General features: G+C 71.5%; 27 protein-coding genes. 12 read left to right on the forward strand and 15 right to left on the reverse strand.

Translation table 11 applies throughout. The features are described 5' to 3' along the window. Nucleotides 1-153 precede the first annotated feature (153 nt). Both ACFWY9_RS07420 and ACFWY9_RS07425 read right to left on the reverse strand, forming a co-directional pair. Nucleotides 154-909 (reverse strand): DUF3159 domain-containing protein, encoded by a 756-nt coding sequence (locus ACFWY9_RS07420; RefSeq protein WP_378326969.1) that lies wholly within the window; start codon nucleotides 907-909, stop codon nucleotides 154-156. Between the two features lie 9 nt (nucleotides 910-918). Beyond that, complete coding sequence (locus ACFWY9_RS07425; RefSeq protein WP_378326970.1) at nucleotides 919-1,299, reverse strand: OB-fold nucleic acid binding domain-containing protein; 381 nt, start codon at nucleotides 1,297-1,299, stop codon at nucleotides 919-921. Nucleotides 1,300-1,405: 106 nt separating this feature from the next. Here ACFWY9_RS07425 and ACFWY9_RS07430 point away from each other — a divergent pair, with 106 nt between their 5' ends. Then, nucleotides 1,406-2,116, forward strand: a complete 711-nt coding sequence (locus ACFWY9_RS07430) for an alpha/beta fold hydrolase (protein WP_378326971.1) — start codon at nucleotides 1,406-1,408, stop codon at nucleotides 2,114-2,116. 12 nt (nucleotides 2,117-2,128) lie between these two features. On the opposite strand, the gene ACFWY9_RS07435 is transcribed toward ACFWY9_RS07430, so the two are convergent. From ACFWY9_RS07435 to dut, 3 genes are all read right to left on the reverse strand, one after another. After that, nucleotides 2,129-2,764 carry a LysE family translocator gene (locus ACFWY9_RS07435; protein ID WP_378326972.1) on the reverse strand — a complete coding sequence of 212 codons (636 nt, stop codon included), beginning with the start codon at nucleotides 2,762-2,764 and terminating at the stop codon, nucleotides 2,129-2,131. 76 nt (nucleotides 2,765-2,840) lie between these two features. Further along, entirely contained in the window at nucleotides 2,841-3,512 is a 672-nt protein-coding gene (locus ACFWY9_RS07440) for a DUF3710 domain-containing protein (protein WP_378326973.1), read from the reverse strand. Then, nucleotides 3,512-4,003: a dUTP diphosphatase gene (gene dut, locus ACFWY9_RS07445; RefSeq protein ID WP_378326974.1), complete on the reverse strand. Its 492-nt coding sequence runs from the start codon at nucleotides 4,001-4,003 to the stop codon at nucleotides 3,512-3,514. Before dut ends, ACFWY9_RS07440 begins: the two co-directional genes overlap by 1 nt. Nucleotides 4,004-4,027: 24 nt before the next feature. On the opposite strand from dut, the gene ACFWY9_RS07450 reads away from it, so the two are divergent. Continuing rightward, entirely contained in the window at nucleotides 4,028-4,513 is a 486-nt protein-coding gene (locus ACFWY9_RS07450; protein WP_378326975.1) for a DUF3093 domain-containing protein, read from the forward strand. A gap of 166 nt (nucleotides 4,514-4,679) precedes the next feature. Here the strand turns inward: ACFWY9_RS07450 and ACFWY9_RS07455 are convergent, their stop codons facing one another. Next, nucleotides 4,680-4,988, reverse strand: a complete 309-nt coding sequence (locus tag ACFWY9_RS07455) for a DUF4193 domain-containing protein (protein ID WP_345387473.1) — start codon at nucleotides 4,986-4,988, stop codon at nucleotides 4,680-4,682. 568 nt (nucleotides 4,989-5,556) lie between these two features. Between ACFWY9_RS07455 and cei the strand changes: the two genes are divergently transcribed. Further along, on the forward strand, nucleotides 5,557-6,249 hold the full coding sequence (cei, locus tag ACFWY9_RS07460) for an envelope integrity protein Cei (protein ID WP_378326976.1): 693 nt from the start codon (nucleotides 5,557-5,559) through the stop codon (nucleotides 6,247-6,249). Between the two features lie 73 nt (nucleotides 6,250-6,322). On the opposite strand, the gene ACFWY9_RS07465 is transcribed toward cei, so the two are convergent. Next, a complete protein-coding gene (locus ACFWY9_RS07465) occupies nucleotides 6,323-7,147 on the reverse strand; it encodes an inositol monophosphatase family protein (RefSeq protein ID WP_378326977.1) in 825 nt (274 codons plus the stop codon). 64 nt (nucleotides 7,148-7,211) lie between these two features. Here ACFWY9_RS07465 and ppgK point away from each other — a divergent pair, with 64 nt between their 5' ends. The 3 genes from ppgK to ACFWY9_RS07480 all read left to right on the forward strand — a co-directional run bounded on the left by ppgK (nucleotide 7,212) and on the right by ACFWY9_RS07480 (nucleotide 10,558). Continuing rightward, nucleotides 7,212-7,973: a polyphosphate--glucose phosphotransferase gene (gene ppgK / locus ACFWY9_RS07470; protein ID WP_378326978.1), complete on the forward strand. Its 762-nt coding sequence runs from the start codon at nucleotides 7,212-7,214 to the stop codon at nucleotides 7,971-7,973. A 220-nt stretch (nucleotides 7,974-8,193) separates the two neighbouring features. Further along, entirely contained in the window at nucleotides 8,194-9,600 is a 1,407-nt protein-coding gene (locus ACFWY9_RS07475) for an RNA polymerase sigma factor (protein ID WP_378326979.1), read from the forward strand. Between the two features lie 106 nt (nucleotides 9,601-9,706). Continuing rightward, nucleotides 9,707-10,558, forward strand: a complete 852-nt coding sequence (locus ACFWY9_RS07480) for an LLM class flavin-dependent oxidoreductase (RefSeq protein ID WP_378326980.1) — start codon at nucleotides 9,707-9,709, stop codon at nucleotides 10,556-10,558. A 108-nt stretch (nucleotides 10,559-10,666) separates the two neighbouring features. Here ACFWY9_RS07480 and ACFWY9_RS07485 read toward each other — a convergent pair whose 3' ends face one another. Then, the gene (locus ACFWY9_RS07485) at nucleotides 10,667-11,872 is read right to left on the reverse strand and encodes a hypothetical protein (RefSeq protein ID WP_378326981.1); all 1,206 of its coding nucleotides are present in this window, start codon (nucleotides 11,870-11,872) and stop codon (nucleotides 10,667-10,669) included. Nucleotides 11,873-11,916: 44 nt separating this feature from the next. Next, nucleotides 11,917-12,312: a hypothetical protein gene (locus ACFWY9_RS07490; RefSeq protein ID WP_378338414.1), complete on the reverse strand. Its 396-nt coding sequence runs from the start codon at nucleotides 12,310-12,312 to the stop codon at nucleotides 11,917-11,919. A 63-nt stretch (nucleotides 12,313-12,375) separates the two neighbouring features. Between ACFWY9_RS07490 and ACFWY9_RS07495 the strand changes: the two genes are divergently transcribed. After that, entirely contained in the window at nucleotides 12,376-13,185 is an 810-nt protein-coding gene (locus ACFWY9_RS07495; protein ID WP_378338415.1) for a class I SAM-dependent methyltransferase, read from the forward strand. Then, nucleotides 13,182-14,408: a hypothetical protein gene (locus ACFWY9_RS07500; RefSeq protein ID WP_378338416.1), complete on the forward strand. Its 1,227-nt coding sequence runs from the start codon at nucleotides 13,182-13,184 to the stop codon at nucleotides 14,406-14,408. Before ACFWY9_RS07495 ends, ACFWY9_RS07500 begins: the two co-directional genes overlap by 4 nt. A gap of 18 nt (nucleotides 14,409-14,426) precedes the next feature. Here the strand turns inward: ACFWY9_RS07500 and ACFWY9_RS07505 are convergent, their stop codons facing one another. Continuing rightward, nucleotides 14,427-14,633: a hypothetical protein gene (locus ACFWY9_RS07505; protein WP_378326985.1), complete on the reverse strand. Its 207-nt coding sequence runs from the start codon at nucleotides 14,631-14,633 to the stop codon at nucleotides 14,427-14,429. Beyond that, nucleotides 14,630-15,220, reverse strand: coding sequence for a hypothetical protein (locus tag ACFWY9_RS07510; RefSeq protein ID WP_378338417.1), 591 nt, complete (start codon nucleotides 15,218-15,220; stop codon nucleotides 14,630-14,632). Before ACFWY9_RS07510 ends, ACFWY9_RS07505 begins: the two co-directional genes overlap by 4 nt. Before the next feature lie 91 nt (nucleotides 15,221-15,311). Between ACFWY9_RS07510 and ACFWY9_RS07515 the strand changes: the two genes are divergently transcribed. The 3 genes from ACFWY9_RS07515 (at nucleotide 15,312) to ACFWY9_RS07525 (ending at nucleotide 18,781) form a co-directional block, all read left to right on the forward strand. Further along, nucleotides 15,312-16,520: a sensor histidine kinase gene (locus ACFWY9_RS07515; protein WP_378338418.1), complete on the forward strand. Its 1,209-nt coding sequence runs from the start codon at nucleotides 15,312-15,314 to the stop codon at nucleotides 16,518-16,520. Beyond that, nucleotides 16,521-17,171 carry a response regulator gene (locus tag ACFWY9_RS07520; protein WP_378326988.1) on the forward strand — a complete coding sequence of 217 codons (651 nt, stop codon included), beginning with the start codon at nucleotides 16,521-16,523 and terminating at the stop codon, nucleotides 17,169-17,171. It abuts the gene before it with no gap. Between the two features lie 137 nt (nucleotides 17,172-17,308). Next, the gene (locus tag ACFWY9_RS07525; RefSeq protein ID WP_378326989.1) at nucleotides 17,309-18,781 is read left to right on the forward strand and encodes an amino acid permease; all 1,473 of its coding nucleotides are present in this window, start codon (nucleotides 17,309-17,311) and stop codon (nucleotides 18,779-18,781) included. Here ACFWY9_RS07525 and ACFWY9_RS07530 read toward each other — a convergent pair. From ACFWY9_RS07530 to ACFWY9_RS07540, 3 genes are read right to left on the reverse strand one after another with little or no spacing between them, the layout of a single operon-like run. Beyond that, nucleotides 18,756-19,547 carry a DUF6885 family protein gene (locus ACFWY9_RS07530; RefSeq protein ID WP_378326990.1) on the reverse strand — a complete coding sequence of 264 codons (792 nt, stop codon included), beginning with the start codon at nucleotides 19,545-19,547 and terminating at the stop codon, nucleotides 18,756-18,758. The two genes, ACFWY9_RS07525 and ACFWY9_RS07530, sit on opposite strands and share 26 nt — an antisense overlap. A 31-nt stretch (nucleotides 19,548-19,578) precedes the next feature. After that, on the reverse strand, nucleotides 19,579-20,931 hold the full coding sequence (locus ACFWY9_RS07535) for a glutamine synthetase (protein ID WP_378338419.1): 1,353 nt from the start codon (nucleotides 20,929-20,931) through the stop codon (nucleotides 19,579-19,581). Nucleotides 20,932-20,967: 36 nt separating this feature from the next. Next, nucleotides 20,968-21,771 (reverse strand): DMT family transporter, encoded by an 804-nt coding sequence (locus tag ACFWY9_RS07540; RefSeq protein WP_378338424.1) that lies wholly within the window; start codon nucleotides 21,769-21,771, stop codon nucleotides 20,968-20,970. Between the two features lie 340 nt (nucleotides 21,772-22,111). Between ACFWY9_RS07540 and ACFWY9_RS07545 the strand changes: the two genes are divergently transcribed. After that, nucleotides 22,112-22,291 (forward strand): hypothetical protein, encoded by a 180-nt coding sequence (locus tag ACFWY9_RS07545; RefSeq protein ID WP_345387499.1) that lies wholly within the window; start codon nucleotides 22,112-22,114, stop codon nucleotides 22,289-22,291. Between the two features lie 436 nt (nucleotides 22,292-22,727). Here ACFWY9_RS07545 and ACFWY9_RS07550 read toward each other — a convergent pair whose 3' ends face one another. After that, nucleotides 22,728-23,897 carry an ROK family protein gene (locus tag ACFWY9_RS07550; RefSeq protein ID WP_378326992.1) on the reverse strand — a complete coding sequence of 390 codons (1,170 nt, stop codon included), beginning with the start codon at nucleotides 23,895-23,897 and terminating at the stop codon, nucleotides 22,728-22,730. Nucleotides 23,898-23,901 lie beyond the last annotated feature (4 nt).

The following is a 23,901-nucleotide window of genomic DNA, read 5'->3' on the forward strand; positions in this document are numbered from 1 at the left end:
GCTCCTCGGGTTTTTTGTCGCGCCCCGACGCGTCCCCCCCGTCACACCCCGCCCCCTGCTTATAGTCTGTGATCGGTTCTTTTTTCCTCGCATCGCATGCGAGGAAAGTCCCCTTCAGCGCGTCTTACGAGAGGAAAGTCCCCTTCAGCCCGCTCAGGACTCGGTTTGCGGGGTCTGGGCGTATTTCTCGCGGAGCCGGGCTTCGACCTCGGCGTCCGTCTCGGGCTTCGGGGCCGACTCGGCGAGTGCCTTGAGCCGCTTGTCCGAGCGCCGGACCGCCCACACCACGACGAGCAGGCCCAGCGCGTAGAGCGGGTAGCCCATGGCGATCTTCGCGAACGCCAGCCAGCCGGTGTAGTCCTCCTGGTAGAGCCAGCGCTGCACGACGAACCGGGCGGCGAAGATGACCGCCAGCGCGAACGTCGCGATGTCGTAGCCGAACCGCGAGTACTTGTCCTTGCGCCAGGCCTGTCCGGTGCCGTTGAGCAGGTTCCACACGACGCCCGCGATCGGCCAGCGCACCACGATCGAGAGCACGAAGACGCCGCAGTAGACCAGGCTCGCCCAGATCCCGAACAGGAAGAACCCCTTCGCGGAGCCGGTGCGGAAGGCGATGAACGCGGCGATGGCGACGCCGAAGAAGCCGGAGATCGCCGGCTGCAGCGGTTCCTTGCGCACGATCCGCAGGACGGTGATGGCCACCGCGCTGCCGATGGCGCTCCAGATCGCGGCGGTCAGCCCGAAGAAGGAGTTGACGAGCACGAAGACGATCACCGGCAGCGACGAGTAGATCAGGCCGGACACACCGCCCATCTGCTCGAGCAGGGTGGGCTCGGGTTTGGGCCCCTCTTCCCCGGGAACGCTGTCCCCGGGTTCGCTCTTCTCGGCGCGCGGAGCGGGTTCAGTCACGGCAGCTGATCAACTCACTGGGCTCTGGAGTTCGTAATACGGGTTGTACAGCACTTTCTGGCCGTCGCGTTCGGCCAGCCTGCCCCGCACCTTGATGGTCCGGCCCGGCTCGATGCCGGGGATCCGGCGACGGCCCAGCCAGATTAGCGTCACACCCTGTGTCCCGTCGAACAGCTCCGCCTGCAGCGTCGCCGCTTCGTTGGTGGGGCACAGCTCGACGCTGCGCAGTCTGCCGAGCACCGTGACCTCGTCGCCCGAGCGGCAGTCGCAGGCGCGCTGCGCGCCCTGCGCTTCGGACCTTTCGGACAGATCATCGGCGTCGAGCTCCTCGACGTCGCTGGTCAGCTTCCGAACCAACCGGCTGAAGTAGCCGCCGTCTTTGGCGGGCATAGTGGTGCTCCTGTGCTCCGGGGCCCCCGACGTGTTCTGCGGCCCGTGCGTGATCCAGCGTAACTGCGACCCCGCCAGGGAAGCCGCTTTAGGCCAAGATCGCAACGTGACGTCCACTATCCCGCGAACGGCGGTACTGCTGCCCGGTACCGGCTCCGACGAGGTCTTCGTGCGCGCGGTTTTCGCGCGCCCGCTGGCCGTGCTGGACATCGAGCTGGTTACCCCCGTCCCACCGCCGGGAAACGCGCTGGCCGAGGGGTATCTCGCCGAACTCGACCGGCTCGCCGCGGCACACGGTCCGTTGCTGGCGGGCGGGATCTCGTTCGGCGCGCACCTCGCCGCGGAGTGGGCCGTGCGCGAGCCGGGCCGTTGCCGGGGCCTGCTGGCCGCGCTCCCGGCCTGGAACGGCGCGCCGGACGCGGCACCCGCGTCGCTGGCCGCGACGCTCTCCGCGGATCTGGTGGCCGAACACGGCGTCGAGGCCGCGCTGGCGAAGTCCGCGGAGGGAAGCCCGCCGTGGCTCACCGCCGAACTCGGGCGGGCGTGGCGGCGGCACGGCGACGGGCTCGCGGCGAGCCTGCGGACCGCGGCGTCCCGGCCCGCGCCGACGCTCGCCGCGCTGAGCGATTTGTCCTTCCCCGCCGGGATAGCCACCTGTGTCGACGATCCGATACACCCGACGAAAGTCGCGCGCGCGTGGGCGGGCGCGCTGCCTCGCGCGGCCGTCGTCGAGACGACGCTGACCGCGCTCGGCGAGGATCGCGAATCACTCGGCAGGGCGACCGTGCTGGCGTGGCTGCGGGCCTCGCGCGGCTAGCCGGCCACACCGCTAGTCCGAGAGCGCGACGAACCCGCCGAGGCCGATCATCGTGGCGCCGGAGGCGACCCGCTGCCGGACCCGCCAGCGGACGTTGCCGTCGATCAGCGCGCCGAGCCTGCCCGCGAACACCGCGACGAGCAGGTCGGCCAGCATCGCCATGGCGAGCGCGATGAGCCCGAGCACGAGGAACACCAGCGGGGCCGGCGCCCGCTCCGGGTGCACGAAATGCGGCAGCAGCGCCATGAAGTAGAGCGCGGTCTTCGGGTTGAGCACCTCGGTCAGCACGCCTTGGAACAGCGGTGAACGCGCCCAGCGCGCCGCGAGACCGGCGTCGTCGCCGGACACCTCGTCGTCGCGATGACGCCGGAAGATCGCCTGCAGCCCGAGGAAGACCAGATACGCCGCGCCCGCCAGCTTCACGACGGTGAACGCGACCGCCGACGTCGCCAGGAGCGCCGAGAGCCCGAGCGCCGCCGCGACGACGTGCACCGACGCGCCGATCCCGTTGCCGAGCACCGAACGCACGCCTTCGCCCCGCCCGCCCTTGAGGCTGCGGGCCAGCACGTACAGAATCCCGGGGCCGGGCGTCACCGCGAAGATCGCCGCCGTCCCCAGGAAGATCATCCACTCGGCGAAGTCAGGCATGGCACGACCGTACCAATCCGGTGGAGTGCCGAAGGGGACTTTCCTCGCGTGCGACGCGACGAAAGTCCCCTTCGGCTCAGGCCTGGCCCTGCTGCTGGGCGGCGATGTGCTCGGCGACGGCGTCGGGCAGCGTGATGGTGAGCGGCGTGCGGACCGGCATCGGCGAGTCGCCCCGGTCGACGATCGTGCGCCGGACGATCGCGCGCAGCACGTCGGGCGCGTGCGCGGCCTGCGACTGCGGGCCCGCGATCACCCCGCGCAGCATCCACCTCGGGCCGTCGACACCCACGAAGCGCAGCGCGACGTCGCCGACGATGGCCGACAGCTCCATCCCCCACTCACCACGGCCGACGGTCACCTTGGCGCCGTCGGCGCGCAGCTGGTCGGCCAGTTCGGCGCTGACCTCGCGCCACAGCCCGCCCGTGCGCGGCGCCGCGTACGCGCTGACCGTGATCTGCCCCTGCTCGGTGACGACGTGCACCGCCCGCACACCGCCGCCCTCGGGGTCCATCTCGACCTGCACCTGGGACCCGTCCGGCACCGGCACCTTCACCGAGCCGAGGTCTATCCGGGGCAGGCCGTCGTCCTCGAAATCCGCGACGTCGAACGGACCGTCGGACACCTCGGACAGCTCCGACTCCGGCTCGTCGTCGTCCAGCTCCTCGGCGAAGTCGTCCTCGACCTCGGGCGCGGCGTGCCGCCCACCGGACCGTTCCCCGGCCCGCCGCTTGCGTCCGAAAATCCCCACTAGTTCTCCGTTCCTTCCCCCGCGCTGCGCGCGTCGGCTCCCAGTGTGGCGTGTCCACCCGTGGAGCCGTAGCCTCCTTCGCCCCGTTCCGTCGGGTCGAGCTCGGCCACCTCGACGAATTCGGCGTGTTCGACCCGCTGCACGACCAGCTGCGCGATCCGGTCGCCGCGGGCGAGCACGATCTTGTGCACCGGATCGTGGTTGATCAGGCAGATCTTGATCTCGCCACGGTAACCCGCGTCGATCGTGCCGGGCGTGTTCACCACCGAGAGCCCGGCCCTGGCGGCGAGCCCGGATCGTGGATGGACGAAACCCGCGTACCCGGCCGGGAGCGCGATCGCGATGCCGGTGCCGACAACGCCGCGTTCCCCGGGCCCGAGAACGATATCCGAGGTGGTGACGAGATCGGCGCCCGCGTCGCCGGGACGCGCGTAGGCGGGGACGGGGACGCCGGGGTCGAGACGGGTGAGGAGGACCTGAACGCTGGACACGGGCGGCGAGATTACCCTGTACGCGTGGGCGACACCGTGAACCCGGCCGTGACGAACGCCGTCGAGCATCGCGAACGGCTCTATGTCCCGTGGTGGGGCTGGCCGCTGCCGGTGCTCGGCGCGGTCCTGCTGGCCGCCGAACTGCACATGGGCTACCCCGGCATCCGTGCCTGGCTGCCCTACCTCGTGACGCTGCCGCTCGTGGTGGCGCTGCTGCTCTCGCTCGGCCGGTCGCGGATCCGCGTCACCGGCGGCGACGAACCCGAGCTGTGGGTGGGCGAGGCGCATCTGCCACTGCGGTTCGCCGGTGAGGTCGAGGTCCTCGACAAGAACGCCAAGCGTCCCGCGCTCGGCCGCGACGGCGACCCGGCGGCGTTCGTCCTGCACCGCGGCTGGGTCGGCCCGGCGGTGCGGCTCCGGCTCACCGATCCGGACGACCCGACGCCGTACTGGCTGTTCAGCACCCGGCATCCGGAGAAGATCGCGAAGCTGCTGCGCGCCAACGGCTGAGCCGGCCCCGGACATGTGGAAGGGGGCCGACCCGCAGGTCGGCCCCCTTAGCCCAGCTCGCGTGCGAGCCGCCCCGAACTCGCCGCCGCGTCTGTTCGTCCCCTGAAAACCCGTACGAGATCCCCGTACCCTTACGACCGGCCGCGCGGGACCGGACGCGTCGTGCTCAGGCGCAGTCGCGGCAGATCAGCCGGCCGCCGTTGTCCTCGGCGAGCCTGCTGCGGTGGTGCACCAGGAAACAGACCGAGCAGGTGAACTCGTCGGCCTGCTTGGGCACCACCTTGACGGTGAGATCCTCGCCGGACAGACCGGAGAGGTCCGCACCCGGGAGTTCGAAGTTCTCGGCCGTCGCGTCCTCGTCGACGTCGACGACGCCGGACTGGTTCTCGTTGCGCCGTGCCTTCAGCTCCTCCAACGAGTCTTCGGCCAGCTCGTCGGCTTCGCTGCGGCGCGGAGCGTCGTAGTCGGTCGCCATGTGTCCTCACCCCTGCGATCAGCTTGTATCGGTCTTGCCCGGCCCACGGGCGCGCCCGTGAGTCCGTCGTGCCGCTGGTCAACGTTCCAGCGCCCCTGTTTGTGCCCGGCTGCGCAGTGACCGAGGTAACTTCTTTTCAGAAGGCGCGTTACGCCTGTTCCTGCGGCCGGAGCCCGGGAAGGGTAGCTCACCGCCCGGCGGGTTCCGCACGGAGGCGAGCAATGCCGGATAATCGTCACCCGACAGGGGGAACCTGCAGGTGGGACGCGCATCCTCCGAACGGGTTGCCCCCAGGTCGGGAACCTCACCTGGCGGCCGTGTCCGCTTGCCCTGGCGGGTACCCGCGTGGTGCTATCCGAAGACAGGGGACCACGGTTCCGGGGCGGCTCGGAGCATGACCGAAACAGAAGAATGGGCGCGGGAGCCACACAGGTGACCCGAACCTACGCGTGTCGGCTGTAACGCTTAAGCTGATCAGCCGCGAAGGTGTCTGTGACCGCAGGGTGTGTTCACCGGCGGGTGACTACTACGCCGATCGGGTTTCCGGGTTCGGGAAGGGACGGGGCAGGTGGCGTCGGGGAGCGGCTCGGGCGGTTCAGGGGACCGTAAGGCGAGGCCGTATCGCAAGCACCGGCCGTTGCCGGCGCTCATCGTCATCGGTGTGCTGGCGCTCGGCGCGGTGATCGTCTGGGTCAACGCCGTGGTCAGCAAGGCCGACGTCGACGCGGTGGTCCGCTGCGACCCTGCCGCGAGCCCGCCGCCGGGCACCGCGTTCACCAGCCTCCCGCACGACGCGCTCGACGACCGCACCCCGGTGCCGCCGGACAAGATCGCGGTGCGCGTGCTCAACGCCAGCTCCGTGCGCGGCCAGGGCAGCATCACGACCGCGGGTCTCAAGGACCTCGGCTTCACCGGCATCGGCGAGCCCGCCAACGACCCGGCCTACGACAAGCGCGAGGCCAAGTGCCGCGGCCAGATCCGGTTCGGCGAGAACGGCACCGCCGCCGCCCGCACGATGAGCCTCGTGGTCCCGTGCGCCGAGCTCGTCCAGGACAACCGCAAGGACGCCAGCATCGACCTGGTCACCGGCAAGAGCTTCGGCGACCTCCGGCCGACCTCGCAGGCCAGGGAGATCCTGCGGCAGCTCACCGCCTGGTCCCAGCAGCACCAGGGCGGCGGGGGCGGCGAACAGGCCGCCGGGGCGCAGGCCCCGGTGGTCGACCAGACCCTGCTCGCCTCCGCCCGCGACGTCACCTGCTGATCACGCGAGTTCCGCGCCTGATCACGCGAGTTCTCCCCCTGATCACGCGAGATCGCCGTTCCCGCACGCGTCCTCAGACCTCGGCGGCACCGCAGGACGCAAGGGCCGAGCGCAGCGGCGCGGCGACGGACGGCGCCGCCGCGTAGGTGGCGTCGGCCCCGAGGTCGGGAGCCGATCCGGGCAGTGCGACGACGGCGCCCGCCTCGGCGGCGACCAGCGCGCCGGCGGCCCAGTCCCAGCGGTGCAGGCCGTGCTCGACGTAGGCGTCCAGCCAGCCGGCGCCGACCGCGCACAGGTCGAGCGACGCGGCCCCGTTGCGCCGGATGTCCCGCACCCGCCCCAGCAGCTCCGAGGCGAACCGCGCCTGCCGCTTCCGGCGTTCTTCGACGTAGGCGAACCCGGTGCCGACGAGGGTCAGCTCCAGCCGTTCCGGGGCCGACACCGCGAGCGGGCGGCCGTCGAGCCACGCGCCATGGCCGCGCGCGGCGGTCCATCGGCGGCCGCTCACCGGCTCGACCACCGCGCCGGCGACCGAAACGCCGTCGATCTGCGCGGCGACCGACACCGCGAACCACGGCAGCCCGTAGAGGAAGTTGACCGTCCCGTCGATCGGGTCGACCACCCAGGTGACCCCGCCGGAGGCCGCCTCCGAGCCACCGCCCTCCTCGCCCAGCACCGGCTCGCCGGGGCGCAGCTCGGCCAGCCGGGACCGCACCAGCCGCTCGGACTCGTGGTCGACCGCGGTGACCACGTCCGTGTCCGCGGACTTGGTGTCCACGCGCACGCGGCCACCCCGCCCCATCTCCTCCCATGCGCTCTTGACCAGCTCGGCGGCCTCGACGGCGATACGCTCGGCGACACTCTTCAGCAACGACTCGTCAGCTCCCACGTCCGCCATGTCACCACATCCGGTTAAAGTCTCCGCAGCAGGCTTCTGAATCGTGCGAGAAGGGACCACGTCTGTGACCGCGACCCGAGGTTTCGGAATCGACATCGGCGGCAGTGGCATCAAGGGCGCCCTCGTCGACCTGGAGCGGGGTCAGCTCATCGGCGACCGCATCCGGATCGACACGCCGAAGCCCTCCACTCCCGAAGCGGTCGCGGAGGTCGTCGCCGAGATCATCGCCACCGCGGACTGGGACGGCCCGGTCGGGGTCACGCTGCCCGCCGTGGTGAAGAAGGGTGTCGCGCACACCGCCGCGAACATCGACCACGCGTGGATCGGCACGGACGCCGACGCGCTGTTCGCCAAGCGCCTCGGCCGCGACATCGACGACATCGCGATGCTCAACGACGCCGACGCCGCCGGGATGGCCGAGATCCGCTTCGGCGAGCCGTCCGCGAGGACCGGCGTGACGGCGCTGCTGACCTTCGGCACCGGGATCGGCAGCGCGGTGTTCCACGACGGGAAACTGGTCCCCAACACCGAGTTCGGCCATCTGGAGGTCGACGGGCACGACGCGGAGAAACGCGCGGCCGCGTCGGTGAAGGACAACGAGGGCCTGTCCTATCCCCAGTGGGCCAAGCGGGTGCATCGTTATCTGACCGTGCTCGAAAACCTGGTCTGGCCGGATCTGTTCATCGTCGGCGGCGGGGTCAGCAAGAAGTCCGAGAAATGGGTTCCGCTGCTGGACATCCGCACTCCGGTCCTCGTGGCGTCGCTGCAGAACAACGCCGGGATCGTCGGCGCGGCGGTGGCCGCGGCGGAGGGTATCGAGCACTGATCCGGGTGGCACGCGGGCACTGACAGACCCGCCACGAATGTCACGTGCGCGGTGCCGGAGGGTGATCGGCGCGCGCCGCACCCGCGTACCGTCGTTACAATGGAACACGGCCCACGGCTGCGGAGGACAAAACCGCAGGCCGAGGCGTGTTCCCCGAATTTGAGCGAGCTGTGGCCGCATGGTCCGGCTCGTCACGATCGACCGCTGCGAAAGGGCGTAAGTGGCAGCCGCAAGAACCGCAACCCGAAGCGGGACGAAGACAGCGACCGCAGCAGCCGGTGAGCCGGCCGACGAGGTGACCACCGCGGAGACCGCGGCGCGCAAGACCACCACCAGGTCTGCGGGCGCCAAGAAGGCTCCGGCCAAGAAGGCCCCCGCGAAGAAAGCTCCTGCCGCCAAGAAGGCCGCCACCAAGGGCCCGAAGACCGAGGACGGCGAGCCCGACGGTCCCGGCGAGCTCGACGAGGCCGATCTCGAGTCGCCGGATCTGTCGGATCTGGAAGAGGTCGAGGTCGACGTGGTCGACGAGACGGTCAACGACGAGGTCGAATCCGAGGACGACGACGAGGAGTCCGAGGAGACCCCGAAGGGCCGCCGCAGCACGGCTTCCGACAAGGGCGGGAAGTCCTCCGACAACCCGGACTTCGTGTGGGACGAGGAGGAGTCCGAGGCGCTGCGCCAGGCGCGCAAGGACGCCGAGCTCACCGCCTCCGCCGACTCGGTGCGTGCCTACCTCAAGCAGATCGGCAAGGTGGCGCTGCTCAACGCCGAGGAGGAGGTGGAGCTCGCCAAGCGCATCGAGGCCGGGCTCTACGCCGCCGAGCGCGTGCGCAACGCCGAGGAGGAGGGCGAGAAGCTCGTCACCCAGATGCGCCGCGATCTCAAGTGGATCGTGCGTGACGGCGAGCGCGCCAAGAACCATCTGCTGGAGGCGAACCTCCGGCTGGTGGTGTCGCTGGCCAAGCGCTACACCGGCCGCGGCATGGCGTTCCTGGACCTGATCCAGGAGGGCAACCTCGGCCTGATCCGCGCGGTGGAGAAGTTCGACTACACCAAGGGCTACAAGTTCTCGACGTACGCCACGTGGTGGATCCGCCAGGCGATCACCCGCGCGATGGCCGACCAGGCCCGCACCATCCGTATCCCGGTGCACATGGTCGAGGTCATCAACAAGCTCGGCCGTATACAGCGTGAGCTGCTGCAGGACCTCGGCCGCGAGCCCACTCCCGAGGAGCTCGCGAAGGAGATGGACATCTCCCCGGAGAAGGTCCTGGAGATCCAGCAGTACGCGCGTGAGCCGATCTCGCTCGACCAGACCATCGGCGACGAGGGCGACTCGCAGCTCGGCGACTTCATCGAGGACTCCGAAGCGGTCGTCGCGGTCGACGCGGTGTCGTTCACGCTGCTGCAGGACCAGCTCCAGTCGGTGCTGCAGACGCTGTCCGAGCGCGAGGCGGGCGTCGTCCGGCTGCGGTTCGGCCTCACCGACGGCCAGCCGCGCACGCTCGACGAGATCGGCCAGGTGTACGGGGTGACCCGGGAACGCATCCGGCAGATCGAGTCGAAGACGATGTCGAAGCTGCGTCACCCGTCGCGGTCGCAGGTGCTGCGCGACTACCTCGACTGATTTCCCCTACGGGCAAAGGGAACCCCGCCGCCACGCGAGTGGTGGCGGGGTTCTCCCGTTTCCGGGAACGTGGAGACGACATCGCCGATTCCCGCGAGGAGCCTTAATGAAGATCGGTATCGGCCTGCCGAACCAGGTCCGCGACGTCCGTCCCACGGTCATCCCCGAATGGGCCGGCCGCGCCGAAGAGGCCGGGTTCTCGACGCTCGGCACGGTCGGCCGGATCGCCTACCCGGGCGTGATGGACACCGTCGCGCTCGCCGCCGCGGCCGGGGCGACCCGCCGGATCGGCCTGCTCAGCAATGTCCTGCTCGGCACGGTGTGGCCGCCGGTGTTGCTGGCGAAGGAGGTCGCCGGGATCGACGGCGTTTCCGGCGGACGGCTCTCGCTCGGCATCGGGATCGGCGGGCGCGAGGACGACTTCGTCACCGACGGTCTCGGCCCGAAGGGTCTCGGCAAGCGGATCGACGCCGATCTAGAGGTCTACCGGAACGTATGGCGCGGAGAGCCGGTCGGGGGCGGCGAAAACGCCGCCGTGCCGCCGGGGACGCGCGAAGTTCCGTTGCTGTTCGGCGGTTTCGCGCCCGCGGCGCTCGCGCGGATGGCGAAGTGGGGCCAGGGCTACGTCGGGGGTTCGATGCCGCCGGAGATGGTCGCCGAATCGTTCGAGCACGCCCGCGCCGCGTGGCGCGAGGCAGGCCGCGAGGGCGAGCCGCGGCTCGTCGCGATCACCTACTTCGCACTGGGTGAGCCCGACACGGGCCGTGGGAAGGTCCGGGACTACTACAGCAACATGGGCGAGCGGGCCGATTTCATCGCCTCCGGGGTGCGGACGACGCCGGAAGAGATCCGGGACGCGGTGAAGGCGTTCGCCGACATCGGCGCCGAGGAGCTGATCTTCAACCCCGCCACCGAAAACCTCGACGACCTCCCCCGCCTCGCCGACCTCGTGCTGTAGCGCCCGCCTACCCACGCCGTCGGCTCGCGTACCCAGACAGTCGGTTCACCGGCCGACTCCCTGGGTACGTCGGCCGACCCTCTGGGTACGCGAGTTCGCCCCTCGTTTTCAGGCGCGGCCGGTGAGTTTGGTCCACGGGACGTGCACCGTGACGCGTTCCCGCAGTTGTTCGTTGATCAGCCACAGTTCTCCGGTTTTGGGCCAGTACGAGAGGTTCTGGCTGTTGACCGGGGCCTGACCGCTCAGCCGGGACGTCGTCTCGCCGCCGACGCCGCCGTGCAGGCAGGAAGGCAGGTCCACGGGTTTGCCCGCGTTTTCGGGACAGACGCCGGTGAGCACGAAGTAGCCATTGCGCGACACCGCGCCCTGTACGCCCCACACCGGCGACGAGAAGCCCTCCTTCGCGTGCACCAGACCGTCGGAACCGGTGACGAGCTTCCCGGTGGCGCGGTCGAACGGCCAGCGCACGACGCGGCCGCCCGACTCGGCCGCGTGTTCGGCGGAGACGAACGAAGAATCGCTGTGGTCCAGCGAAAGCGTCGACAGGCACGGGTTCGTCCCCGTCGCCGTGGTGCAGCCCTTGCCGTCGGCGTACCAGTACGCACCCACCTGCGGCAGGGCGTAGTCGTAGAACGCGGCGTGGTACTTGCCGTCGCCGCCGAGGCCGACGTTGCCCGCGCTGTCGTCCACCTTCCAGAAGTGCGTCGTGTCGAAGACCCGGATCACGCCGCCGCTCGTCGCGACGTAGAGCAGGTTGCCCGACCAGATCATCCCGTGCCCGTGGCCGGTCACGACCTGGAAATCGGTGCCGGAGGTGGGTTCCACGAGCAGTACGTGCCGGTAGCCGAGGCCCGACGCGTCCACAAAGGACAGCCGGACCATGGCGTCCTCCCTGGCGTGCCAGGACGCGGCGACGACGCGTTTGCCCGCCACCGTCCCGGTTTCCGGGTTCGCGTCGCCGGAACCGGTCAGGCCCTGCGGGACCCAGTCGTTGGTCTTCTCGTCGTTCGCGTCCTCCCAGCAGAAGCCCGCCGGGTTCAGTGCGGCGGCGAGGTGCGTGGGGTGACAGAGCGGGCGGGCCTTGCGGTTCGCCGTGCTCAGGATCTCGGCCATACCACGGGGTTTGAGCTGGGCTTGCTTTTCCAGCTCCGCGATCCGGGCACCGTAGTTCTCGAAAGTCTCTCCGGCGGTCAGCCGGAAGCCGTCGACGGCCGCCGCGCTCAGCCGGGGGAAGGCCGCCGCCGCGTTCGCGGCCGGGGTCACCACCGCCAGCAGCACCGCCGCCACCAGGCCGGTCAGAAGTCCACGTCTCATACGCGCCACCGTGCCCGGGCGGCGTACACGTTCGATACAACCGCTCAGGGCACGACGAGCCCGCGCGAGCGCAACGATTCCTCGATCCGCAGTCGTTCGAGGTCACGGTCGAGGCCCTCGGGCAGTTCCGCCAGCCGGTGCGGGACCTCGATCTGCCGGCAGGCCTGATCGAGCAGCGTGTCGTACGCCTGCCGCGCGCCGACCCGCCGGGCCGCGGACGTGCCGGGCGAGCAGCGCGCCAGATCACGGTGGACCCGGCGCAGGTCCGCCGCGAGCCGTTCGATCGGCGGCCCCGCCGGGACGGGCGGGCGGCGCCGCTCGCGCCACCACCGCAGCAGCCCGGGGACACGCAGGGCGCACCAGAACAACGCCGAGGGGGCGACGGTGACCACGGCGTAGAGCACCAGAGGACCGGCAACGCTGCCGGTCGCGGCGGGCATGAACACCATGGTAACGCCGGGAAAGCGCCCCGGCGGCCAGTTTCGCGCGGGTATATTCACCGGGTGCTGACGGACACCTACCGTTACCCGGACACCGGCGACCGCGTCACGGGGACCTTCATCAGCGGGCACGAGCCGTACCCGGGTTACTGGGCGCGCAGCGAGGAACGCGCGCTCGACCGGCTCGCCGCCGAGCTGACCGGTGTCCTCGGCCCCCGTGCGGACGTGCGCGCGCTCGACGCGGGCTGTGGCGGCGGCAGGTTGCTCGGCTGGCTCTCCCGGTTCGCCGCCACCGTCACCGCGGCCGATCCCGACCCCGGACGTCTCGCCGAGGCGCGCGCGGTCACCCCGCCGCCGGACACCGCGCTGGAGTTCGCCGTCGCCCCGGTCGTCGAACTGGACGGGGGCCCGTACGACCTGGTGCTGTGCAGTCACGTGATCCAGCACGTCCCGACCGGCGACGTGACCCCGCTGCTGCGCCACCTGCACGAGCTGACCACGCCGGACGCCGTCCTCGTCCTCGCCTACAGCCGCGCGCCGATGGGCCGGGGCGGGTTCAGCCTGGACAGCGTCGACGACGCGGCACCCGGCACCGTCCACTCGCGACGCGTCGGGCGAGCCGAGTTCGACCACGCGCTGCGCACCGCGAAGAGCACCACGCTCCCGATCCGGCTGCTCGACCCCGCCGACGTCGCCGCCGAAGCCGCCGCCGCGGGCTGGCGGACGACCTGGGAGTGGACCTACCACGTGCTCGACGACCTCGGCCCCGCCGATCGGCACATCGACCGCGACGAGCTGGTCAACGCGTCCCCGCCGCTGCGCCGTCACCTCGGCCGCGACCAGCTCGCCGTGCTGCGGCGCACCGCCCGATGAGCCGCGGCCCCACGCTGCTGCTGTCGTTCGCCTGGGCCGTCCCGCTGGAGAAGGACGAGGCCGTGCGGATCTTCGACGACGGCGCCTCCCGAGGCCTGCTCGCCCCGCTGTCCGGCGCGCTGCACGACGAATGGACCGCCGCCGAACGGTTCCTCGCCACCTACAGCGAGGAGCCGGACCGCAGGCTGCTGTGCGCGCCGGGCGACGGCGAAGCGCTGTCCATCGCGGTCGGCCCGCACCCGCTCCCCTGCCGCACCGTGGTCACCTGGCATCCGGCGTACCACGCGATGACGTTCGTGTTCACCACCACCGTGCGGGCGCCGGAACGCGACGCGCCCGCCGCCGACGTCGACCTGGCCATCGCGCTGCTGCAGAGTCTGCAGGGCCGGACCGCGCTGGGCGATCAGGGACTGTATGGCTGTTATCGCGGCGAGAAACAACCCTCGCTGCTCGCCGCGGTGACCAAGGCGTTCGACGAACTCACCCGGAGCTGCGAGACGGACGGCTTGCGGCGCAAGGGCTGGTGCGTCGAGCTGCGGGGTTACGACGGCCGCCCGCCCGCGCCGGTCGTCGCCGCCGATCCCCGGCCGTACTACGGGCTCGCCACCAGCGACGAGGGCTGGCGGTTCGTGCCCCGCGAGGTCGCGCGCGACGCGCTCGGGCCGTCGTGGGGCACCCGGTCGTTCGTCGCCGCGTACGCGATGGCGACCGGGATCGTCTGCCTCAACAGCAAGGACGAGGAGTACATCGACAACCAGCGGGAACTCGCGGTCCGCCGATTCGGCGCGCCGGAGCCGTACTTCGGCATCGACAGCTCGGTCGCCGGTCTCGACCACGGGATGCTGTTCGTGCTGGAGCGGGTGCTGATCCGGATGGCGCTGGCCGACCAGTGGCTGCGCCGCGCGCAGCGCGCGCACGAGGAGGGCGGGGACCCGGCGAGCCGCACCCGCCTGCTGCGCGGCTCGCTCGACGACATCCTCGAAATGCTCAACTCGGTGCTGCCCGCGGAGGTCGACTCCCTGGAACGGCGGCTGGTGACCAGCATGGGCGTCGAACGGATCATCCGGCAGCTCGACCGGCAGGCACAGGCGATGGACGAGGAGACGAGGTACTCCTACGAGAGCACCGTGAGCGCCCGCGTCACCCGGCTGACCAGGGTGACGGTGCTGCTGACTGTCGTCACGATCGTGCTCGGCGTGCTGCAGGTCCTCGTCTCGATGTGAACCGTCTCGATGTGAGCCTCACCCCGAGTTGCGGCGCTTGCGCCCCCGTTCGGCGAACAACAGCGCCGCGCCCGCCAGTGCCATGACGACGCTCGCCGCGATGTGCAGTTCCGGCGGCAGCAGGTGCAGTTGCACGAACCAGCTCCGCGAGGACGCGTCGGCGAGGCGGTTGATGAGCCCGCCGACGCCCTGGACGACGAGCAGGATGCCCAGCAGTTCGATCATCGGTTCGCCCTTTCCGGTGTGGTTTCCGCGCGCTCGCCGAAGATCTCCTGCCAGAGCGGGCCGGTGGCGAACCAGATCGCGGTGAGGACGCCCAGCCTCGGCAGCCAGCCCCACAGCGGCGCGACCTGCTCCGGCGTCCCGATGACCAGGATCGCGGCGAGCAGCAGCACGGCGGCGATCGCGCTGGCCAGCACGCATTTGCCCCAGTCACGCCATTCCTTGCGGGCCTTCTCCCTGCCCGCCGGCTTGGGTGGGGGTGGCGGGCCGCCGGCGAACCGGTGCGCGAAGCGGACGTCGGCCCAGCGGATCATGCCCGGCCCGAACACCACGCTGAAGCCGAGGTACACCGCGGCGAGGCCGTGCACGAAGTTCGCCTTAGCCCCGCCCGCCAGGTCGACGACCGTCAGCACGAGCACGACGACGTCGATCACCGGCGTCATGGCCAGCAGCACGCCGCCGGTCCGCTTGAGCCGCAGCGGATAGCGGGCGACGAGCCCGGCCACGATGAACACCCAGAAGGCGATCTCGCCCGCGGCGATCACCGCGGCCATGGGGTTGTCCGCGAAGAATTTCCCGATGTCGTTCACCGCTGAAGCCTCACCCGCGCGGACAGGTCAGCGCGTCGGCGGAGGGCACGAGATCACCGTCATCAGTTCGTAGGACGCGGGCGCCGCGCGGATGTGCTGGGATGGTGCCGTGCCCCTGCGAGCTCTCCCCCGGTTGCGGACCCTGCCGGTGTGGCAGCAGGACACCGTCATCGCGCTGGGCACGTGGCTGATCGGCCTGCTGGTCTACGTCGCCGGGATCCACCAGCTGCTGGGCGGCATCGACGCGAATCCACTGTGGATCCGGCTGACCGAGCTGACCGTCCTCTGTGGTCTGGAGCTGCTGCGCCGCTGGGTGCCCGGCGGGCTGCTGCTCGCCTGCGGCGTGCTCGCGGCGGACATCACGCTCGGGCCGTCGCTGCCGGTGCTCATCGTCTTCACCGACTTCCTGTACGCCGCCACGCTGTACGGCTCGCGGCGGACGAGCCGGGTCATGATCGGCATCGCGGTCGCGGCCACGGCCGCGGTGGTCGTCGCGGTGGCCGCGCTTTCGGCGCAGTGGCGGCAGGCGGTGCTCGCGGCGCTGGGCTGCCTGCCGTTCCTCATCACCCCGGTGTGGTGGGCGGCCAACGTCCGCCAGCAGCGCGACATCGCCGACACCGAGCGGGCGAACGGCGAGCAGCTGGCGAAGATCGCCGAGCTGGACCGGCAGGCCGCGGTCGGGGCGGAACGCGCGCGGATGGCGCGGGACCTGCACGACGTCGTCGCCGGCCACCTCTCGGCCATCGCGATCCAGTCCGAGGCCGTGCTGTCCAGTTCGGGCACCAACCCGGCACTGGCCCGCGGTGTGCTGGAATCGGTGCGGGAGAACAGTGTCAGCGCGCTGGAGGAGATGCGGGCGATGATCGGCCTGCTGCGCTCGGCACAGGGTGACGCGGAAATGGAGGCCACCGCGCCACCGCGGCTGGCCGAACTGTCCAAACTGGTCGAATCGGCGCGGGCGAGCGGGCTGCGCGTCGAGGTACGCTCCACAATGGACGAACAGGGGCTGCCGGCCGCGGTCGATCTCACCGCGTACCGCATCGCGCAGGAGGCATTGACCAACGCGGTCAAGCACGCGCCGGGCGGCCGGGTCGTCCTCGACATCCGGCGCGACGGCGGCGTCCTGACCATCGAGGTCAGCAACGGGCTGCGCCGGGACAGGCCCACGGCGGAGGGCACCGGGGCCGGGCTGGGCCTGCTGAACATGCGCGAGCGCGCGGCGGCGGTCGGTGGCACGCTGAGCGCGGGGCCGTCCGGCACGGACTGGCTCGTCCGCGCCGAGTTACCGGTGGAGGGTTGAGTGACGGTCCGGGTTCTGGTGGCCGACGACCACGGGGCGATCCGGGCGGGGCTGATGCTCATGCTCGGCAACGACCCGGAGATCGAGGTCGTCGGCGAGGCGGCGGACGGCGCCGCCGCGGTGCGGCAGGCCAGGGCGCTGCGCCCCGACGTCGTGCTGATGGACGTGCGGATGCCCGGCACCGACGGCATCGCCGCGACCCGGCAGGTGATCGCGGAGAACCTGGGCGAGGTCCTCGTGCTCACCACGTTCGACCTCGACGAGTACGTACACGCCGCGCTGCGCGCCGGGGCTGCGGGATTCCTGCTCAAATCGGTCGAAGCGGCCCGGCTGATCGAGGCCGTCAAGCTCGTCGCCGCCGGGGAAGGCGTGCTGGCCCCGCAGGTGACCCGCAAGCTGATCGCGGCGTTCGCGGCGAGCAGCCGGGAACCCGCGCCCGTGCCGAGCGGCCTCGGCGAGCTGACCGACCGCGAGCGCGAGGTGCTGGGCTGTCTCGGCGCCGGCCTCTCCAACGCCCAGATCGGCACCCGCCTGCACATCGGCGAGACCACGGTCAAGACCCACGTCTCCCGCGTCCTGACCAAGCTCGGCCTCCGCTCCCGCGTCCAGGCCGCCATCCTCGCCCAGGAAAACGGCGTCCCCGCCCCCTGATCACGCGAGATCTCCCTCTGATCACGCGAGTTCCGCCTCTGATCACGCGAGTTCCGCCCCTGATCACGCGAGTTCCGCGCCGGATCACCCCGAATGGCCGATCTGCGCGGCCCGGTGCGATCTTCTAACGTCGTCGCATGAGTGTGCGGCGGACTTTGGACGTGGACGAGGTTCTCGGCAGGCAGGACTCGGGCGAGCTGAAGCGGCGGCTGCGGGGCCGGGATCTGATCGGCTTCGGCGTCGGGATCATCATCGGGACCGGCATCTTCACCCTCGCCGGCGTCCAGGCCAAGACGCACGCCGGCCCGTCGGTGACGTTGTCGTTCGTGCTCGGCGCGGTGGTCGCCGGGCTCGCGGCGCTGTGCTACGCCGAATTGGCCTCCAGTGTTCCGACTGCCGGGAGTGCCTACACCTACGCCTTCGCCACGCTCGGCGAGGTGTTCGCCTGGATCATCGGCTGGGACCTGCTGCTGGAGTTCGCGCTCGGCGCGGCAGTGGTGTCCCGCGGCTGGTCGGGGTACCTGGCGAACCTGCTGGGCCTGTCCCCCGAGCTGTTCGGCGAGAAGGCGACGGTGAACATCGGCGCGGTGCTGATCATCGCCGTGCTGACCGTGGTCGCGGTGGTCGGCATCAAACAGTCGGCCTGGCTGACGAACCTGCTCGTCGTGGTCAAGGTCGCGGTCTGCGTGCTGATCCTGGTGGTCGGCGTGTTCTTCGTGAAGGCGTCGAACCTCGTCCCGTTCATCCCGCCCTCGGAACCCGCCGAGGCCGGGACGAGCGCGCTGCACCAGCCCGTGGTGCAGGCGGCGCTGGGGCTGAGCCCGTCGTTGTACGGCGTCGCCGGGATGCTCACCGCGGCCGCGGTGGTGTTCTTCGCCTACACCGGGTTCGAGGCGCTGGCGAACCTCGGTGAGGAAACCATGAACCCGCGCAAGGATCTGCGCGTCGGCATCCTCGGCGCGCTCGGCGTCTGCGCGATCCTCTACATCGGGGTGTCGATCGTGCTCACCGGCATGGTCCCGTTCACCGACATCGACACCGGCGCACCGCTGGCGGACGCGTTCGACCGCGTCGGCCAGCACTGGGTCGGCGCGCTGATCTCGCTCGGCGCGGTCACCGGGCTGACGTCGGTGATGATGGTCGAGCTCGTCACCATCGGGCGGATCGGCTTCGCGATGGGCCGCGACGGGCTGCTGCCGAGGAAACTCGGTACGACGCATCCGAAGTGGGGCACGCCGCACCGGATGACGATCGGCGGCGCCGTGCTCATCGCGGTGCTGGCCGCGTTCGTGCCGATCTCGGAACTGGCCGACATGGTCAGCATCGGCGCCCTGTCCGCGATGATCATCGTCGCGGTCGCGGTGCCGGTCCTGCGCCGCCGCCGTCCCGAACTGCCGCGCCCGTTCACCGTGCCGTTCTCACCGGTGCTGCCGATCGTGGCCGCGCTCGCCTGCTTCTACCTGATGCTGAACCTGGACGTGCTCACCTGGGTCCGGTTCGCGGTGTGGCTGGCGGTCGGCCTGCTCATCTACTTCACCTACGGCCGCAAGCACTCCCGCCTCAACACCCCGGACAGCCGAGCGGTCAGGAGTCCCAGAAGCGCGGGGTGAGGCGGGCGACGTCGACGGCGGCGCCCGCCACCAGCGCCTGGTCGGCGTCGGCGACGAGCAGCACGCCGGACGGGCCGCTCCGCAGCGCCGCGGTCACCCATTCCAGCGGCTGGTCGTGCACTCCGTTGTCCCCCAAGGAAGGGTAAGTGTCCACAACGGACACCAGGGTCCCCTCGGCGCCGATCCGGATTCCGGCGAGCAGCACGAAGTGCCGGGCGGCGGGCCGCCAGCGCGCCGTCCACAGTGGAGGGACTCCGGTGTCGAGGTAGTCGAGCAGGGCCCGTTCCGGGGTGTCGTCCGCGCCCAGCTCGGCCGCGTCGAGCTGGGCGACTACCGCCACGCGCGGCAGTTCCCACAGCGAGACCAGCAGATCGAACAGCGCGTCCGTGCTCCACTCCCCGGTCACGGGAACAGTGGCCAGGCGAGCGCCGGACAACTCGTCGATCGCCGCCGCCAGCCCGGCCGCCGACGTACCCGCGGCGGCGGGGTCGGGGGTTTCCGGGAGACCGAGCCGGAAATCCAGGCGCGGCGCGCTCCCCGGCGGGGCCTGCGCGGGACCGCGGATCGTCCCGGCCGCACGGGCGACCTCGTCCTGGTCGGCCACGTCGACGCCCGCGGCACGCAGCGCGGCGAGCGCGACGAACGCCGCGTCGAGGCCGTCCTTCTGCGGCAGCTCGGCCCGCGCCTCGGCGGCCAGCCGGGCCCCGCCGGGCAGCCAGCGCACGTCGGACAGGTCGGTGTGGCCGCCGTCGACTCCCGAGGACATCAGAAGTCGTTCCCCCTTCAGCCTTTGTTCGTCAGTACCGCCACAGATGGGCGGCGATGATCTCGTCCGCGGACTTCCCCTCCGCCCACGTCGCGTCGGAGGCCCGAACCGCGCGGAACGCGCCGAGCAGCTCGTCGCCGAGTACCCCGGCCACTCGCGACGATGCCAGAAGCGCGGCGTCCTGCGCGGCCGGGTCCTCCGGAAGCCTTGCGACACCGCGGGTTTCGCGGTCCCCGGCGCTCCACGTCCCCGGGTCCTCGGCGATCGGCTCGGGCGGGACGACGCCGTCGGCGATCCCGGCCATCCCCGCCGCCAGGACGACCGCGAGGGCGAGATACGGATTGGCCGAGGCGTCGGACGTCTTCAGCTCGACGTTCGCGTGATCGGCGCCGAGCAACGAAGATCCGGGGACGTACCGCAGCGGCGCTTCCCGGTTTTCCACGCCCCAGAAGGCATACGCACCGGCGAAGAATCCCGGCCGCAGCCGCATCGTGGACGGCACGCTCGGCGCGGTGATCGCCGTCAGCGCGGGCAGATCCCGCAACAGGCCACCGAGGTAGGCGGCGCCGTCCTCACCGGGGACGTCTTCGCCCGCCAGGAGGTTCCGGCCCTTGCGGCGCACCGAGGTGTGCAGGTGCCAGCCGTTGCCCGCGGCGCCGGGCCCGATCATCGGGGCGAAGCTGACCACGAGCCCGTGGGCGTGCGCGGCGGCGTGGATGGTCTGGCGGGCGAGCAGCTGGTCGTCGGCCGCCGACACCGGATCCGTGACGCCGAGGGAAAGTTCCAGCTGCGCGAGGCCGTATTCGGCGTGCAGCTGGCCGATTCGCAGGCCGTTGGCGTCGAAGTCGTGCAGCAGCCCGGCGACGAAGTCGTCGAGGCCGATCAGCGCGTGCGGGCTGTAGGCGGGCCCGGGATGGCCCGGTGCCGACACGATGTCCGCGCTCCCCGCCGGGGCGACGGCGAACTCCAGTTCGTATCCGGCGAGGAATTCGAGGCCCCGGCGATCGGCCTCGGCCACCTGGCGTTCGAGGACGGCTCGCTGGCAGTACGGCCACGGCGACCCGTCCGCGGCGAGCTGGCGGCCCGGCGCCCAGGCCAGCGCGGGCTGTCCCGCGAGCCGCCGCAGCCGCTCGATGACGGGCACGAGCCGGATGTCGCCGGACGGCGTGGCGAGGCCGCGGTGGCCGTAGGTGATCGCGTCGTGGCTGTCGAAGACGGCGAACAGCGAGGTGGTCCCGACACCGTGGGTCGCCGCGTCGGCGAGTCCGGTGATCGGCACGATCCGCGACCGCGGGATGCCGTTGTTGTCCGCCCAGGCGACATGGACCCCGCTCACCCCCGCGGCGGCCAGGTCCTTGGCCGCGGCCGACGCCGCCTTCGTCATCCGGTCAGTATCACCGCTCAGCGCGATCGCGGCTATCTAACCGGGCGGTTCCGGCACCGGCTTCTGCCCTGGCTCCCGCCCGCGCAGCGCGACCCCCGCCACGACCGCCAGCGTGCCGAGCGCCTCGACGGGACCGGGCACCTGGCCGAGCACCACGAACCCGGTCACCCCGGCGGTGACCGGCAGCAGGGCCAGCAGCAACGCGAACCGGGCCCGCCCGGCCCGCCGCAGCACGACCTGGTCGAGCGCGTAGGGCACGACGGTCGAGAGCACGCCGACCCCGATGCCCAGGACCAGCAGACGTGGCGAAGACCACACCTCGCCGGTACCGAGCGCCAGTGGGGAGAGCAGCACCGTGGCGATCACGAACCCGATCGCGAGCCCGTCGATCCCCGCGCCGGCCTCCGCGACCCGCTTGCCGAGCACGATGTAGGCCGCCCAGGCCGCCGCGGCGCCCAGCGCGAACACCACCCCCAGCGCGGCGCCCTCCAGCCGCACATCGGCGATCGCGACCACCCCGGCGGCCACCAGCGCCACCGCGAGGAAGTCACGCACGGTGCGCGAGCCGAACGCCGCGACCGCGACCGGTCCGGCGAACTCCAGCGCGACCGCCGTGCCCAGTGGCAGCCGCGCGATCGCCTCGTAGAACAGCACGTTCATCCCGGCCGTGACCACGCCGAACGTGGCCGCGAGCAGCAGCGGACGGCCCCGCCAGGCCGAAGCGGGCGGACGGCGCCAGGCGATCAGCACGATCGCCGCCCCGAGACAGCGCAGCCAGGCGACCCCGGCAGGCGTCGCATGTCCGAAAAGTCCGACCGCGATGGCCGCGCCGGCATACAGGGAAATTCCGCTGAGAACGAACAAGATCGGCGCGGGTATCGCGCCGAGACGTTTTGCCGAGATCACCGAAGCCACTCCCGCATGGTGCCTGACCACGCGAAACACCGTCCGGCGGGGGCGCATCTCCCGGCTTGCGGGAATCCGTTACGGCATCCGGGGTAATTCGGCGTGACGCAGCTCCCACCGGCGCGGGAACACTTGCGGGCCCCGAAACGTCTGCAAGAGTGGAAGCACGAACACAACGGAGCCGGCGCGATCCTCGCACCGGAGTCACCACCGGAGTGGGCGTAGCTGGATCGAGGGCATCGGGCCACCGATGCCGGGACGGAGGGAGACCCCCATGACAACGCCGACGCTCACCCGCCCCGAATTGACCGCCGCCGACCGTTGCGACCGGTGCGGAGCCGCGGCACAGGTACGTGCCGTCCTCTCCACCGGTGGCGAGCTGCTCTTCTGCGGCCACCACGCCCGCGAGCACGAGTCCAAGCTCAAGGAACTCGCTGCCGAGATCATCCGGTAGTCCCGGGCCCTACGATCCGTTCGAGGGCGGCAGGCGCGCGAGCGTCCGCCGCCCTCCTTCTTTTCCCGTGCTGTCCCGTGCTGAGGGACGTGAGCTGAAGGGCGCTTTCAGTGCGTTGGACGCGCTGAAGGGCGCCTTCAGTGCGCCAGACGCGCTGAAGGGCGCCTTCAGCGCATCCCGGCCGTCGCGAGTGGACCGGTCGCGACCCGCGGCCCCCGGATGTCTCGAACGACGCGTTGGGGACGTTCAACGTCCCCAACGACGCGTTCGGGACGTTCGACGTCGCGAACGACGCGTTCGCGACATGGCGTGCGGTGCCGAGCCCCGTGCCGAGGGACGCCTTCGGTGCGTTCAGTGCGACAGGGGCGTCCCTCGGTGCGGTGGACGCACCCAGGGCGTCCCTCGGTGACCGGCCCACGTCGAACCGGGACGCGGGTCAGACCCGGTCGAGGGCGGATTCGAAGGCGACTTCGGCGGCGCCGAGCAGTTTGACGTCGGCGCCCAGCGCCGAGCCGACGATCCGCGTCCCGCCGACCGCCCGGCTTACCAGGCTCCGCCGCCGGACGTCCGCGGCCACCGAGCGGACGATCTCCTCCGGCAGCACGGTCAGCAGGTCACCGAGCACCACCAGCTGCGGGCCGAGCAGGTTCACCACGTTGACCAGGCCGAGCGTGAGCCATTCGACGAACTCCCCGAGCCGCCGCGCGGCCTCCGCGGGGTCCTGTCCCAGCTCCCGCAGTTCGAACAGGATGGCCCCGCGCGGGGTGTCCTCGGGCAGGCCGAGCGCGCGGCACAGCGCGGCCTCGCCGACCTCGGTCTCCCAGCAGCCGCTGCTGCCGCAGTAGCAGGCCCGCCCGCCGGGCCGGACCACCATGTGGCCGACCTCGCCGACGTACCCGGCACCGCCGCGCAGCGAGGAGCCCTCGGCGATGACACCGCCGCCGACCCCGACGTCCGCCGAGATGTAGACCGCGTCCGACGAGCCCCGCGCGGCACCGCGCAGATGCTCGGCGACCGCGCCGAGCTCGGCGTCGTTGCCGACCAGGATCGGGATCCGCAGCACGCTGCCGAGCCGCTCCCCCAGCGCGACGTCGGTCCAGCGCAGGTTGGGCGCCTCGTGCACGTGGCCGTCCGAGCGCCGGACGACGCCGGGGACCGACACTCCGGCCGCGACCGGGGACACGCCGAGGTCCCCGGCGAGCATGGCGGTGGACTCGAGGACGTGCGTGATGACCTCGTCGGGCTCGCGCATGCGGCCGCGCAGGTTCCAGCTGTTGCGGCCGAGGATCTGCCCGCCGAGCCCGACCAGCGCGATGGCCACGTGCTCGACCTGGAGGTCCACCGCGAGCACCACCGCCGCGTGCGGCTGCGGCAGGACGAGCAGCGAGGGACGGCCCGCGCCCCGCCCCGGCCGCGGCACCCGCTCCTCGACGACGCCGGCCTCGGCCAGCCCGTCGACGAGGGTCTTGATGGTGCTCCGGTTGAGCCCGAGTTCCGCGGCCAGCGTCGCCCGTGTGCTCGGCCCGCTGACGTGCAGCAGCCGCAGCAGCGTCGTGCGGTTGTGCCTGCGCACCTCGTCGGGTCGAGCAACGGGCGTGCTGGTCACGGGG

Source organism: Amycolatopsis sp. NPDC059027 (assembly GCF_042739735.1).
GTDB lineage: Bacteria > Actinomycetota > Actinomycetes > Mycobacteriales > Pseudonocardiaceae > Amycolatopsis.

Excerpts from the sequence above, each read along its gene's own strand:
- ACFWY9_RS07505 (WP_378326985.1), bottom strand. The coding sequence starts at position 14,633 with ATGATCGAACTGCTGGGCATCCTGCTCGTCGTCCAGGGCGTCGGCGGG.
- ACFWY9_RS07530 (WP_378326990.1), bottom strand. The coding sequence starts at position 19,547 with ATGTCCTCGGGAGTCGACGGCGGCCACACCGACCTGTCCGACGTGCGC.
- ACFWY9_RS07455 (WP_345387473.1), bottom strand. The coding sequence starts at position 4,988 with ATGGCGACCGACTACGACGCTCCGCGCCGCAGCGAAGCCGACGAGCTG.
- ACFWY9_RS07425 (WP_378326970.1), bottom strand. The coding sequence starts at position 1,299 with ATGCCCGCCAAAGACGGCGGCTACTTCAGCCGGTTGGTTCGGAAGCTG.
- ACFWY9_RS07490 (WP_378338414.1), bottom strand. The coding sequence starts at position 12,312 with ATGCCCGCCGCGACCGGCAGCGTTGCCGGTCCTCTGGTGCTCTACGCC.
- ACFWY9_RS07480 (WP_378326980.1), top strand. The coding sequence starts at position 9,707 with ATGAAGATCGGTATCGGCCTGCCGAACCAGGTCCGCGACGTCCGTCCC.
- ACFWY9_RS07545 (WP_345387499.1), top strand. The coding sequence starts at position 22,112 with ATGACAACGCCGACGCTCACCCGCCCCGAATTGACCGCCGCCGACCGT.
- ACFWY9_RS07525 (WP_378326989.1), top strand. The coding sequence starts at position 17,309 with ATGAGTGTGCGGCGGACTTTGGACGTGGACGAGGTTCTCGGCAGGCAG.
- ACFWY9_RS07535 (WP_378338419.1), bottom strand. The coding sequence starts at position 20,931 with ATGACGAAGGCGGCGTCGGCCGCGGCCAAGGACCTGGCCGCCGCGGGG.
- ACFWY9_RS07515 (WP_378338418.1), top strand. The coding sequence starts at position 15,312 with ATGTGCTGGGATGGTGCCGTGCCCCTGCGAGCTCTCCCCCGGTTGCGG.
- ACFWY9_RS07465 (WP_378326977.1), bottom strand. The coding sequence starts at position 7,147 with ATGGCGGACGTGGGAGCTGACGAGTCGTTGCTGAAGAGTGTCGCCGAG.
- ACFWY9_RS07485 (WP_378326981.1), bottom strand. The coding sequence starts at position 11,872 with ATGAGACGTGGACTTCTGACCGGCCTGGTGGCGGCGGTGCTGCTGGCG.
- ACFWY9_RS07500 (WP_378338416.1), top strand. The coding sequence starts at position 13,182 with ATGAGCCGCGGCCCCACGCTGCTGCTGTCGTTCGCCTGGGCCGTCCCG.
- ACFWY9_RS07435 (WP_378326972.1), bottom strand. The coding sequence starts at position 2,764 with ATGCCTGACTTCGCCGAGTGGATGATCTTCCTGGGGACGGCGGCGATC.